This is a genomic window from Pseudomonas tensinigenes, from assembly GCF_014268445.2.
Taxonomy (GTDB): domain Bacteria; phylum Pseudomonadota; class Gammaproteobacteria; order Pseudomonadales; family Pseudomonadaceae; genus Aquipseudomonas; species Aquipseudomonas tensinigenes.
This window is the reverse complement of record NZ_CP077089.1, coordinates 1,312,867-1,325,993: the sequence shown is the minus strand read 5'-3', so window position 1 is coordinate 1,325,993 and position 13,127 is coordinate 1,312,867. Positions and strand designations below refer to the sequence as shown.

Sequence of the window (13,127 nt, the reverse complement as noted above, 5' to 3'; positions counted from 1 at the left end):
AGCCTGCAGCTGCTCCTAGATGAAGCAACAAATACAGGCCACGGAATGGCCGATGATCCGGTTTGGCGAACCAACCCGATCACGGCCGGTCAACAACTGCACGTTCAATCAGGCGGTGACGCATCATGGACAATCCTTTTCAGATCATTACCGATGCCTTCGCGCCGGACTATCAGATCAACCTGAGCATTCAGGGCCTGGACGGCAGCATCATGCTGACCCTGTCCAATAGCGGCCGGATCGTGGCCAAACGCATGATCAGCGCCGAGCAGCGCAACGACCCCGCGCGTCTCAAGCGCCTGGTGCAAAGCATTCAGTTCGGCATCGCCATCGAACAGGGCCACAGCGCCATGGCGATCCTCGAAGCCATGACCAGCGGCAACGGGCTGACCCCGCCACCGCCCCTCGTCAGCAGCCAGCCCCAACCTGCGGCCGGGCTTTAAAGCTCACCCTTCTCGACTTCAGGATGTTCGCTGGAACCCGTGCCCAGCGTGCGCTGTGGTTTTTCGATCTTCACCGACGGAAATTGCGACGAAGCGTAACGCACCACCAGAATCGCCAGCGCCAGCAGCAGAATCCCGCCGCACAGGTAAATGATGCCCATGTCCGGCGGGTTGTGGTGCGAGACATTGGAGATCAGCAGACGGGTCAGCGCGGTGATCGCCACATAGATCAGAAAGCGCACCGGCATGTGGTTGGTCTTGAAGTAAATCCCGACCATCGCCCCCAGTTCGAGATAGATGAACAGCAACAGAATGTCATCGATCTTGATGTGGCCTTCCTCGAGCATCCCGAGAAACTCCATCACCGCCGCGTATGCCGTCACCGCCCCGATGGCGAACAACGCCAGATAGTGGAAGGTCTCGACAAACAGGTTGCCCAGGGACTCGGCCAGTTGATGCACGTTTTGCCGCAGTTTCTCGGCCCAGTTTATTTTCACGATGATGTTCCTTAGCTCGAATGCGAGCGGATGATGCGTGTTGGACGTGACGGTTTTCTGCACGTAACGGTTTTCATGCAGAAAAGAGGCCACGCCATCATGGCGAGACGCCGCCAAACCCGCGCCGTGGCGTTTGGTCGCACCGCTGTGCTTTTGTGGGAGCGAGCCTGCTCGCGAATGCAGCGACACGGTCGGCCTGACAAACCCGAAATCCGGTCTACATTGAAAAGCCACTACCCATGGCGCAGGGATTCGCTTATCCTTTTCGCTGTATATGGATACAGTAGTCGTCAAGACAACTTAATGTGAAGGCATGTGAGGTGGTGAATGGCCGTCGAAGTGGTATACCGCAGCAGCCGAGATCTGGAGCGCTTGTTCATGGATAAAGCCGAAGCTGACCGTCATGACAAAATGCTCGAACTGGCCGAATATCTGGCCGATGTCCTGCAAAAAGCCGTTCCGTCCCTGACTGAACAGCAAGTGGAAGAAGCCGGGATCTACATGGCGAAGAATCGCGATGTGTTCGCCCGGGCGTTCAAGAGCCAGCCGGATGCACTGTCCGAACTGCTCAATGCACCGGCAGAACCAGTTGAACAAGCTGAGGCGGCGGAACCTGCTGAAGCACCGGCCAAGCCAGCAAAAGCGGCGAAGGCTGCGAAGTAATCCAGCCCGAATTGAATAGGCCCTGAGTCGAATGGCTCAGGGCCTTTTTCATGCCTGTGAAACTCAACGATACAAAACTTTCTCCGCCAACTCATCCGCCACCCGCGCCGGCGAACGTTTTTCCGCCTGCGCATGGCCGAACACCTCGGTCAACCGCGAACTGATCTTCGACAGATGCGCGGTAATCGTCGGCAATTCCTCGCCACGATGTTTCAGCGAGACGTAAATCAGCCCACCTGCGTTGATCACATAATCCGGCGCATACAGAATTCCGCGTCGCTCCAGTTGATCGGCGACATCCAGATGCGTCAGTTGATTGTTCGCCGAACCCGCCACGGCCGAACACCGCAGTTGCGTGACGCTGTGGCTGTTCAGAACTCCGCCCAGACCGCACGGTGCGAGAATGTCGCACGGGGTGCTGAGTAACGCGTCGTTGGCGATTGGATGCGCGTTGAGTTGCTCCATCGCCAGTTGCACCTTGCCGTGGTCAATATCGCTGACCAGCAGTTCAGCCCCGGCGGCGTGCAGTTGCTCGGCCAATGCATAACCGACATTGCCCAAGCCCTGAATCGCGATGCGCAAGCCTTCGAGGTTATCGCTGCCCAACCGTGCCATGGCCGTCGCGCGAATGCCGGTGAACACGCCCATCGCCGCGTGCGGTGCCGGATCGCCGGCAGACGTGGTGCTGGTGACATGTTGGGTCTGCTGGGCGATGCAATCCATGTCGGCGACCGAGGTGCCGCTGTCGATCGCGGTGATATAGCGACCGTCGAGCTGATCGATGCAGCGGCCAAAAGCTTCGAACAGCGCGCCACGGTTTTCCACGTGCACCGGACGCACGATCACTGCCACACCACCGCCCTGCGGCAGCCCCGCCAAAGCGGCCTTGTAACTCATGCCTTGGGCCAGGCGAATGGCGTCCTCGACGGCAGATTCGTCATTGGGATAGGCAAGATAACGACATCCGCCCAAGGCTGGCCCGAGGCGACTGTTGTGGATGGCAATGACCGCCTTCAACCCGGTGACCGGGTCAACGCTAAGGTGCAGCGATTCCAGGCGAGTGCTTTGCATGAGCGCAAACATCGTTGGGCTCCCGAATCACTTCTTGTAGAACGCCAGTATAGGCCTGCGCCTGAAAATTGCTGGAGCGCACCGGAATAAGCACCTGCTGGGACAACGGCTTTGCGGCATAACCCCGAACCTGCGCTGCAGGGCACTGGACGAATCTCGCGGACGGGGCTAAAACGAGGCATTCCCCGGAGATTTCAATGAGTCCGCGCCAACGTTTTTTCGAATGCCTGCACCGTTCACCGCCTGCGCTGTTGGAAGCTGCGCTGTGGATGGCGGCTGAACACGAAAAAGACGTGGATCCAGCGGCACTCCTGCAAGACTTCAAGGAGCTGCAACAGCGGGTCAGTTACGGTTTGCCGATGCTGCCGGTGAGCGAGCTGGCACAGCCGCTGTTACGGCGCATGATTGAATTGGGCTTTGCCCAGGACGATTTTCTGCCGCTGCGTCCGCAGGCGGCGTTGTTGCATAAAGTCTTGCAAACCCATCGCGGCCAGCCTTTGGCGCTGGCGTTGATTGCGCTTGAGCTGGCGCGCGGCCTGGAGATTCCGCTGGTAGGCGTCAATTTCCCCGGGCACTTCCTGTTGAAGGTGCCCGGTGCCGATCATCTCCTTGATCCGTGCGGCGGGCGACGCTTGTACCCCAACGATTGTCGTGAGCTGTTGCAGCGCCAATATGGGCCGAACATGAAGCTCAACGCCGAGCACTTGGCTACGGCGACGCCCGTGCAGATGCTGCAGCGGCTGTCGCGCAATCTGCGGCAACTGCATCTGACCCACGACGACTTCATTGCCGCGCTGATCGACGCCGAACGCGTGCTTGAACTGGGCGACGCTGGCGCCGCCGATTATCTGGCCCGGGCCAGTCTGTATCAGCGGCTCGACTGCCCGAATGCCGAGCGCTTCGATCTGGAGCACGCCTTGCTGCTCAGCGACGATCCGATCCAGCGACTGCGCCTGACCGAGCGCCTCGGCCATCTCCCGCCCAACTCAGTCGTCCATTAAAAGCAAAAGATCGCAGCCTTCGGCAGCTCCTACATTGAATTATGTATTTCCCTGTAGGAGCTGCCGAAGGCTGCGATCTTTTACTCTTCAGGATTTGACAGACATCCCCACTCCAACTGCCGAACTGCCTTCGGAGGGTGAGCGCACCTGGATGATCAGCAGCGCGGCAATCACCGCCGGGATCGCACAGAAGAAGAAAATCTGCGCCACCGGAATGTGCATCGCCAACAACAGGCTGCCAAACAGCGGCCCGAGAATCGAACCGAAGCGCCCCACGCCCAATGCCCAACCGGTGCCGGTCGCGCGCACATGCGCCGGGTAGAAGTTACTGGCAAACGCATTCAGCGTCAGTTGCCCGCCGATGATGCAGAACCCGGCGGCGAAGACGCAGGCCACCAGATAACGCGGATTGTCGTGATTGAGCCCCAGCAGAATCGTGCACAGCGCTGCGCCCGCCAACACGCCGGACAACAACCGCACCTTGCGCTTCAAGCGGTCGGCGAACCACGCCATGCAGATCGCACCCAGGGTACCGGCGAACAGGAACATCGACGTCACCAGATTCGCCTCGTTGAGTTTCAGGCCACTTTCCAGCAGCAGCGTCGGCAGCCAACTGATCATGAAATACAGCAGAATCAGGCTGACGAAAAAAGTCGCCCAGATCAGCAAGGTCGGCCGTGCGTAGCCGTTGCGGAACAACTCGACCACGGTCAGTTTGCTGCCCTGCTCGCGCTCGTTCTGCTCGACACTGGCAACGGGCGGTTGCCAATCCGGCAGCATCCTTGCGGTAACTTTGCGCAGTCGTACATACGGCGGTGCATCACGCAGCAGGCGTGGCAGCGACTCCGGCAGCATCCACCACAGAAACGGAAACAGCAGCAACGGCGTGACGCCTCCGGCAAGGAATACCGCTTGCCAGCCGAATTGGTCGATGAACCCGGCGGCGACAAAACCACCCGCCGCCCCGCCGAACGAGAAGCCACAGGCCGCCAGCGTCACCATCAAGGTGCGCAAACGCGGTGGCGAGTATTCCGACATCAACGCCATGGCACTGGGCATCGCTCCACCCATGCCGATGCCGCAGATGAAGCGCGCGATCATCAGTGTGTTCAGCGAATCGGCGAAGACCATCAGCACCGTCAGCGTGGCGTAGATCAGTACGCAGGCGAGCAGAATCCGCCGCACGCCAAAGCGGTCAGCCAGCGGCGTGACCGCCAATGAACCAATGGTCAGGCCAAGCAAGTTGGCACTGAAAACCGGCCCGAACGCCGACTTTTCCAGCCCCCAGTCCTGCGCCAGCGCGGGCACCACATAACCGAGCACCTGGGCGTCATAGCCGTCGGTGACCAGCAGCAAGGCGAGCAGGATCAAGAGCAACCACTGATAGCGGGACACAGGACGGGCGTCGAGTGCCGCGCGAAAGCTGGCAATCTGGTTGTGCATCGCAAGGTACCTGTTTTGTTTTTATGATTATGCGAATGGCGATATTCCCTTGTAGGAGTGAGCCTGCTCGCGATAGCGGTGGGTCAGTCAGAACATCAGTGACTGACACTCCCTCATCGCGAGCAGGCTCACTCCTACAGGGTTATGGGGTGTCTGGTTGATTGGCCGGATGAGCCTTGATGAACGCTGGATGTTCAGCCGCCAATGCGGCGACCCGACGAGTTTTCGGATACGCCTCAAGGCTGACGTTGAACCGCTCAGCCGCATACAACTGCGGAATCAGGTACACATCCGCCACACACGGCCACTCACCAAAACAGAAACCCTCGTCGCCAATCAACTGCTCCACTGTCGCCAGCCCTTGGCTGATCCAGTGACTGATCCACTCGACCACCTGTGGCTCGTCGTGCCCCAATTGGCGCAGGCGATTAAGCACGCTGACGTTGTGCAGCGGATGCACGTCGCAACCGATGACCGCTGCCACACCGCGCACCTGCGCGCGGGCGAGCAGATCTTCAGGCAGCAACGGCACCTGTGGATAACGTTCCTCCAGATACTCGATGATCGCCGGCGACTGAATCAGCAAACCGCCTTCGTCAGTGCGCAGCGCCGGCACCCGCCCCTGTGGATTGATCGCCAGATACGCCGCTTGCCGATGCTCGCCACCCGGCGGTGCGATCAGGTTGACCGGCAGCGCCTGGTAGTCCAGACCTTTGAGCGCCAGCGCGATCCGCACCCGGTACGACGAGGTCGAACGATAGTAGGTATAGAGATCCATAAGCCGCTCCTGTCAGCGCGCCGGCAACACTTTGCCGCGGCACTCGCCGAATCCGATCGAAGCAAAACCATCACGGGCACAACGTGCGCGCAGAATGATTTCGTCACCGTCCTCGAGGAATTTACGCACCTCGCCAGTGGCCAGTTCGATCGGTTTTTTACCGCCCTCGGTGATTTCCAGCAGGCTGCCGAACTGACCGTTTTCAGGGCCGGACAAGGTGCCCGAACCGAACAGGTCACCGGCCTGCAACTGGCAACCGTTGACGCTGTGGTGCGCGACCATTTGCGCGACGGTCCAGTACATGTAGCGCGTGTTGCTCAGGGTCAGGCGATGGGCCGGCAGGTTCTGCTCGCGCATGCCTTCGGTCAGCAGCAACACTTCCAGTTCGATGTCGAAGGCACCGCCGTCCTGATCGCGTTTGTCGAACAGGTACGGTAGCGGCTGCGGATCACCTTCAGGACGCTTCGGTTGCGCGGTGCGGAACGGTTCCAAGGCTTCAGCAGTTACAACCCATGGCGAGACGCTGGTGATAAAGCTTTTCGACAGGAACGGCCCCAGCGGCTGGTATTCCCAAGCCTGGATATCGCGTGCCGACCAATCGTTGAGCAGGCAGAAACCGGCGATATGATCAGCGGCGTCACCGATGGCGATCGAATCGCCCATCTCGTTGCCCTGGCCGATCCAGATGCCCAGTTCCAGCTCATAGTCCAGGCGTGCGCACGGACCAAACGTCGGCTCGGTCTGACCGGCTGGCAAGGTCTGGCCTTTCGGACGACGCACGTCGGTGCCGGAGGCGCGCACAGTGGAAGCGCGACCGTGATAACCGATCGGCACGTGCTTGTAGTTCGGCAGCAGCGGGTTATCCGGACGGAACAGTTTGCCGACGTTTTGTGCGTGTTCAATGCCGACATAGAAATCGGTGTAATCGCTGATGCGCGCCGGCAGATGCAACTGGCAATCGGCGGCCAGTGGCAGCAGTTTCGCGCCTTGGGCTTCGATGTTGCCACGGTGAGTGCTGCCTTCGCTGAACAGTTCCAGCAGGCGTGTGCGCAGCGCCACACGTGCTTCGCGACCGAGTTCGAAGAACGCGTTCAACTGGCCGCCGTGCATGGCTTCGACCGCACTGCGCGCGACACCGTCGAACAGCCCGGCTTCCAGCGCCACTTGCAGATCGAAGATGTGTTCGCCAATCGCCACGCCAGCGCGCGGCGCCGCATCGTTGCTGCTGAACACACCGAGCGGCAGGTTCTGCAGCGGGAAATCAGCGTGGCCATTGGCCGATACAACCCAGCTGCGGGTGATGGAATTCTGCGTCATGGGTTATCTCCGGGTCGGGTCGAACGTCGCGGGCAGAGTGGCCCAGCAAGCGTCGTAAGTGGATTGCAGTTGCGGGCAGTCGAGGGCGAAACGGCTTGGACGCAGCACCTGACTGGTCTCGAACATGAAGGCCATGGTGTTATCGATTTTCGCCGGTTTGAGTTCGGCGTTGATCGCTTTGGTGCAGGTCTCGCCATCCGGGCCGTGGGCGCTCATGCAGCTGTGCAGCGAGGCACCGCCGGGCACAAAACCTTCAGCCTTGGCGTCGTATTCGCCCTGGATCAGGCCCATGAATTCGTTCATCAGGTTGCGGTGGAACCATGGTGGCCTGAAGGTGTTTTCGGCGACCATCCAGCGCGGCGGGAAGATCACGAAATCGAGGTTGGCCAGACCGTGGACGCTGGTCGGCGAGGTCAATACGGTGAAAATCGACGGGTCCGGGTGATCGAAGCTGACCGTGCCGATGGTATTGAAACGGCGCAGATCGTATTTGTAAGGCACGTTGTTACCGTGCCAGGCGACCACGTTCAGGGGCGAGTGATTGAGTTCGGTGGCCCACAACTGGCCGAGGAATTTCTGCACCAGCGTAGTTGGTTGCTGGAGGTTTTCGTAAGCGGCAACCGGGGTCAGGAAGTCGCGCGGATTGGCCAGACCGTTGCTGCCGATCGGCCCCAGATCCGGCAGGCGCAGCGGTGCGCCGTGGTTCTCGGCGACGTAACCACGGGCTTGCGGGTCGAGCAATTCAACACGGAATTTCAGGCCACGTGGCAGCACGACGATTTCCAGCGGCGCCACTTCCAGCACACCCAATTCGGTAACAATGCGCAGACGCCCAAGTTGCGGCACCAGCAGCAGTTCACCGTCGGCGTTGAAAAACACCCGCTCCATCGAACGGTTGGCGGCATAGTTGTAAACGCTAATACCGGACGGTTTTTCGGCGGCGGAGTTGGCCACCATGCTCACCAGACCATCGATGAAATCGGTCGGTTCGGCCGGGATCTCCAGCGGGTTCCAGCGCAGGCGATTGGGGGTCACATCACCCAACGGCCCACCGGCCAGTTGCCGCTCCAGTTTGACGAAGGCCGGGTGGTTGGCCGACGGCTGAATCCGGTACATCCAGGTGCGCCGCGCTTCACTGCGGGTCATGGTGAACGCGGTGCCGGAAAACAATTCGGTGTAGAGGCCGTACGGGGCTTTTTGCGGGGAGTTCTGGCCGACGGGCAGCGCGCCGGGCAACGCTTCAGTGCTGAATTCGTTGCCGAAACCGGACTGATAAGCCAAGGCCTGCGCGGTTGAATCGAGGTTCATGGAGCCTCCTGAACAGGGAGTCGGCAGTGGCCCATCGCTCTGGCTCAGAGGTTTCGGCACGCCGGGGTTGTTATTATCGTAATTCGATTACGCATAACGTAATTTGCTCGCTATCCAGCGTCAAGCTATAAAGACGCCCATTCGTTTCGGAACCCGGCCGCACCATGGAAAAAACCAGCGACAGCAACGGCAAACAGAAAGTCCGCTCCGCCGAAGTCGGCACCGACATCCTCAAGGCCCTGGCCGAGTTGTCGCCGTCGACTTCGTTGTCGCGGCTGGCCGAACATGTGCAGATGCCGGCGAGCAAAGTGCATCGCTATCTACAGGCGTTGATTGCCTCGGGTTTTGCCGAGCAGAACGCCGCCACCAACCATTACGGTCTCGGCCGTGAAGCGTTGCGCGTGGGCCTGGCCGCCCTCAACAGTATGGACGTGTTGAAAGTCGCCGCCCTGCCGCTGGCCGAACTGCGCGACGAACTCAACGAAACCTGCTTTCTGGCGGTGTGGGGCAATCAGGGCGCGACTGTGGTGCACATTGAACCGGCGGTGCGTGCGGTGACGGTGGTGACGCAATTGGGTTCAGTGTTGCCGCTGCTCAGTTCATCGACGGGTCTGGTGTTCAGTGCCTATCTGCCGCATCGGGAAACCGGTGAGTTGCGCGAGCAGGAGATCGCCGCTGCCGATCATCCGCTGAAGGACGAGAAGACGTATGCAACGCTGTGCGAACAGATCCGCGAACGCGGTCTGCATCATGTGCATGGTTTGCTGATGCCGGGTGTCGATGCGTTGTCCGCACCGGTATTCAACGCCGTTGGCCAGGTCGCCGCCGTGTTGACCATCGTTGGCCCGACCTCACTGTTCCACGCCGACGAAAACGGCCCGGCGGCGCAGCGGTTGCTGGCGGCGACGCGGGCCGTGAGTTGGCGGATGGGGTTCGAAATGCCTGCGTCCTGAACGGGTAGGCCGGCGCCTCGATTAATGGATCAACCGATCAGTCGCGTGGTGCTTTCCACCCTGTGAGGCGGGACGGCAACTGCACTGACATAACTGATGCCAACGGGGACACCGGTTACCGCCGAGAGCAGGCCTGCGTAATCATTGACCCGAGACAACAGTCCGATCGCGCTGACAGAGCTGCCGACGCCGGCGATATTGCCGATATAAAACATGATGGCCGCCCTCCAGGCACTGGCAAAGTAAGCATTGGCTACTGCCTTATCGCCGTCCAGCGAGGCAGAAATGCCCTCAACGATCGTGTAGGCGATTCGCAGCACACTCACTACCGCCCCTACCGGAGGCACAAACAACGAGACAACATCCAAAGCGATACCGATCAGAATCTTGGCATCGACCCAGACCGCCTCCCAAGTGCTGGTGGTTTGATAATCCACGTCAGCCCTGAAACGCTTGATCATGGCCTCGTATTCGTCTTTGAACTCGTTGCCCACCTTGTAGGCGTTGTACAGCCTGGGTAGTGCTTCGGGCGCCCCCCCGAAATCGTACTTGGATGTGAGTTTGTTGACCGCCTTTTGATCCTCAAGACTGACCATTCGTAAAACATGGCTTTTAAAGGCGGAACTTTTAAGCCGCGCCGACAATTGTTCGACCGGGAAGAAATCATTCCCGTCATGGGTCCCCGGTACATAGACAACAGACTGCAGACGCCCGTTAAATTGGCGACTAAGAACATAAGCACCGTGAATTCTTCTGCCTTCCAAGGTGAAATGATAAACGCCCACGTTTGGTACGCTTGTATACCCGCCCCAGCGGATGTTGCTATCAAGACCTTCAATAAGCGTTTTCAGCCAATTGAAATCCTCACTGGATATCGTGCGCCGGATTTTCTGGGCCAGGGCTGCGGTGAGCATTTCGTTCTGCTTCAACTCTCGGTAAAAAACTTCCTTCAGAACCCGACGTGGGTTCGAGATGAATTGTTTTTCAAGATACACCTCGTAATGTTCACCGGGTTTCAAATCGATAAGATCATTGATGGCCTGTACATTTAATGCCCGTACTACACCGGTACCGCTGAATCTGGCAGTTCGAAGATAATCTCTCAACTCATTTATTGCTATGGAAACGCCTGGAACGACGGCACTCACGATTTTTTCAAAAATCGTGACATCACTACGCCAAATCTGCCACTGAATGAACAGATTAGTGAGCGTCATTTCTGGAACATTATGAATTTTGACCATTACATCATTCGGATCGAAGACAGGAACTTTAAGTCCCTTAAGCTCCCAATATCGGGTGAATGTCTTCATCACCAGATCACGAGAAAACTCCTTGAAAGGCACGATTTTCAGATCGTCTTTTGCAACGTTCTGAATAGCTTTGAACTCTGTATGCAATCGAACAGATAACCCTTGTTCCTCCAGCGAGGCTTTTCTGAACCATTGAGGTGTGTAGGCTTCTATCTGCTTGGTTTCCCAACTGAGGATATTTTTTACCGCATTTTCCAGCGGATAGTCTTCAGTAGCAAACGGAAACTCAAAGCTCAACTGGCCAATCCACCGTGGAGCCCAACTATCTCCTGTGACTTCAGCCACCATTCTGGTTACATCAGACAGAACGGCCTGAGACTTCAAATACTCCCAACTTTCATCATCCTGAACCCATTCTAATAACTTATTCCTTAACTGTTTGGGAGTGAGAAACTCAAACCACTCTTGTCCGGATGGAAAACCCGGCGCATACAACACGATGAAACCTTCTCGATCAAGCTTTCTTGTAAAATACCTTAAATCCTTGAATGCTTGATACTGCTGACCGAGTTTGATCTCTCCGGACATAAAAGACAAATCACCAAGATTATAGCGATTGACCATGTCATTGGCAGGCGAAGTCAGATGTTTCTGCAGCACCGCGCTAAATATCGACAGCGCCGTCCTCTTGCCTTCCAGATCTCGAAGCGCTTCTAAAACTTCACGGCTGGAATAGACCGCTTGCCGCACGTCGTTATAACGGTTCCGTACATTCAGCGAAATGATCGAATTGATCAGATTCGAAGGCGTTAGTTTGGGATTGTAAGGCTGATTTTCCACAGCAATCTCATACTGACCTTCTTGATCATGTACGCCGTACATGAACGCCTGGGTGAGCGTTTTGCGCTCCCGTGTCTCAATCTGTTGGCCGTTTGTTACTTTCAATAAATGTCGAACATTGACGAAGACGCTATCGGGGTCAATCCGAACGTCCTTACCCGGCGAAATGAATTCTTCCACTTCATTTTTTGCAAAGTCCTTGAGCGATGCAAACCCCTTGGTCACTTCATGGTATTGAACCTCACTTTCCAGCAGGCGCTGTTGCAATGCCTCATAAATCTCCTGATTCGTCGAACCGGCATTTTTCAACCAGGCCGGCCACCTGTTTTTTTGCGCTCTTCGCAGAAGTGCTACCTGGCGAGCCTTCGCCTGGCCAGGAATATCCGGTAGAGCCTGAGCAGAGGTCACCGACGCGACTACCGAAGCAAAATCCGAATCCGAATCCGAATCCGGATCAGCGAACCGGGCCAGCTGTTTCACAACATCACCACAGGACTTCTCAATCCCGTTATCGCTGACGCGTGCAAACAGATCGGCCTCAACTTTCAAGTAACGGAACTCAGGTAGCGTCGGGAAATTTTCTCGCTCATTGATCGCAAGTGACTGCAAGAAAACCTCACGACTGTCACCTGACATCAAGCGTTGCTCCAGCGTCTGATGCAACTCAGCAGAGGAGGAGAACTTTTCGACTCCATGGGTCGGGGAATAGAGCACTATCGCTGTATCGGCCCGCGGAACGAGTTCATTCATGACTGGCGCTTCGAGTGGGATGGCGAACATTGAACGTTGCTCGCTATAAGCGTCTCCTCGACTGCCGATAAATACGCCATACCACTCCCCACGCGAACCCGGCTGAATCATAAAACGGATACGCTGAAGTTCGGCCCGGCTAATACCGCCCTCATTAGAAAGCACCTCAAGCTCATGCAGAAAGAGACTGGCTTGAAGCTCGCTCAGGGTCATTTTTCGCGAAAGGGAAAACCGTCCATAACTTTCGTCTTTTCCCGCCCAGTACTCTTGCAGCGCCGCAACATAGTAGTCCGGCAATTTTCGAAACAGATGCAGCAGCAACTTCTCCACAGCCGCCAGAGAGACCGCAGAATAGATATCTCGATAATCGGTAGAAAGCGGGCGATCATAAATCGCGTAATACTGTGCATCGTATGTTGGCGCCCTGCCGCGGTGAAGGCAGTCATTCAAAACTTGAAACAAGCCGCCTACCGGCTCCATTTGCTTCAGTTTGACATTGCTACGAACATTAATATTGACAAGACGGTCATCAACGCCTGGCGCGAATTCGTCAAGTGCACGCTTTAGACAAGCACGCAAGATAAAATCAAATACAGGCATGCCCTTCAAGTGATCCGACAGTGCGGCCAGTGCCTCACCCAATCCCGTGAACCCGGTATCCTCAAGACTACGAACTTCCATTGCAAAAAACCTTTTCAGTCTGAACTTACAAATATCCAAATGACATTTGCTTCGCCAATTCAAACTAAACCAGGAAGTTCTCGAAAAGACACTCGGAATACTTTTCCAATCTTGTACTCGAGTAAAATT

The 13,127-nt window shown here is 57.2% G+C and carries 10 protein-coding genes and 1 pseudogene; 4 read left to right on the top strand and 7 right to left on the bottom strand.

Annotated elements, in window-relative coordinates; translation table 11 throughout:
* The first annotated feature begins 125 nt into the window (after positions 1-125).
* A complete protein-coding gene (locus HU718_RS05715) occupies positions 126-443 on the top strand; it encodes a DUF3509 domain-containing protein (protein ID WP_186616536.1) in 318 nt (105 codons plus the stop codon).
* On the opposite strand, the gene HU718_RS05710 is transcribed toward HU718_RS05715, so the two are convergent.
* The gene (locus tag HU718_RS05710) at positions 440-940 is read right to left on the bottom strand and encodes a phosphate-starvation-inducible protein PsiE (protein WP_053117232.1); all 501 of its coding nucleotides are present in this window, start codon (positions 938-940) and stop codon (positions 440-442) included. The two genes, HU718_RS05715 and HU718_RS05710, sit on opposite strands and share 4 nt — an antisense overlap.
* A gap of 327 nt (positions 941-1,267) precedes the next feature.
* On the opposite strand from HU718_RS05710, the pseudogene HU718_RS05705 reads away from it, so the two are divergent.
* Positions 1,268-1,522 (top strand): annotated as a pseudogene (locus HU718_RS05705) (YebG family protein); the annotation flags it as partial.
* Positions 1,523-1,666: 144 nt separating this feature from the next.
* On the opposite strand, the gene HU718_RS05700 reads toward HU718_RS05705, so the two are convergent.
* The gene (locus HU718_RS05700; RefSeq protein ID WP_102900652.1) at positions 1,667-2,686 is read right to left on the bottom strand and encodes a Leu/Phe/Val dehydrogenase; all 1,020 of its coding nucleotides are present in this window, start codon (positions 2,684-2,686) and stop codon (positions 1,667-1,669) included.
* A gap of 185 nt (positions 2,687-2,871) precedes the next feature.
* On the opposite strand from HU718_RS05700, the gene HU718_RS05695 reads away from it, so the two are divergent.
* On the top strand, positions 2,872-3,675 hold the full coding sequence (locus tag HU718_RS05695) for a SirB1 family protein (RefSeq protein ID WP_095119424.1): 804 nt from the start codon (positions 2,872-2,874) through the stop codon (positions 3,673-3,675).
* Positions 3,676-3,762: 87 nt separating this feature from the next.
* Here HU718_RS05695 and HU718_RS05690 read toward each other — a convergent pair whose 3' ends face one another.
* The 4 genes from HU718_RS05690 to hmgA all read right to left on the bottom strand — a co-directional run bounded on the left by HU718_RS05690 (position 3,763) and on the right by hmgA (position 8,521).
* On the bottom strand, positions 3,763-5,118 hold the full coding sequence (locus HU718_RS05690; protein ID WP_186616537.1) for an MFS transporter: 1,356 nt from the start codon (positions 5,116-5,118) through the stop codon (positions 3,763-3,765).
* Positions 5,119-5,260: 142 nt separating this feature from the next.
* Positions 5,261-5,896, bottom strand: coding sequence for a maleylacetoacetate isomerase (gene maiA, locus HU718_RS05685; RefSeq protein WP_150705975.1), 636 nt, complete (start codon positions 5,894-5,896; stop codon positions 5,261-5,263).
* A 12-nt stretch (positions 5,897-5,908) separates the two neighbouring features.
* Positions 5,909-7,213 (bottom strand): fumarylacetoacetase, encoded by a 1,305-nt coding sequence (fahA, locus tag HU718_RS05680; RefSeq protein WP_150705974.1) that lies wholly within the window; start codon positions 7,211-7,213, stop codon positions 5,909-5,911.
* Positions 7,214-7,216: 3 nt separating this feature from the next.
* Positions 7,217-8,521 carry a homogentisate 1,2-dioxygenase gene (gene hmgA, locus HU718_RS05675; RefSeq protein WP_186616538.1) on the bottom strand — a complete coding sequence of 435 codons (1,305 nt, stop codon included), beginning with the start codon at positions 8,519-8,521 and terminating at the stop codon, positions 7,217-7,219.
* Between the two features lie 164 nt (positions 8,522-8,685).
* On the opposite strand from hmgA, the gene HU718_RS05670 reads away from it, so the two are divergent.
* Complete coding sequence (locus tag HU718_RS05670; protein ID WP_150705972.1) at positions 8,686-9,474, top strand: IclR family transcriptional regulator; 789 nt, start codon at positions 8,686-8,688, stop codon at positions 9,472-9,474.
* A gap of 29 nt (positions 9,475-9,503) precedes the next feature.
* Here the strand turns inward: HU718_RS05670 and HU718_RS05665 are convergent, their stop codons facing one another.
* Positions 9,504-12,998 carry a dermonecrotic toxin domain-containing protein gene (locus tag HU718_RS05665; protein WP_186616539.1) on the bottom strand — a complete coding sequence of 1,165 codons (3,495 nt, stop codon included), beginning with the start codon at positions 12,996-12,998 and terminating at the stop codon, positions 9,504-9,506.
* Positions 12,999-13,127: the final 129 nt, after the last annotated feature.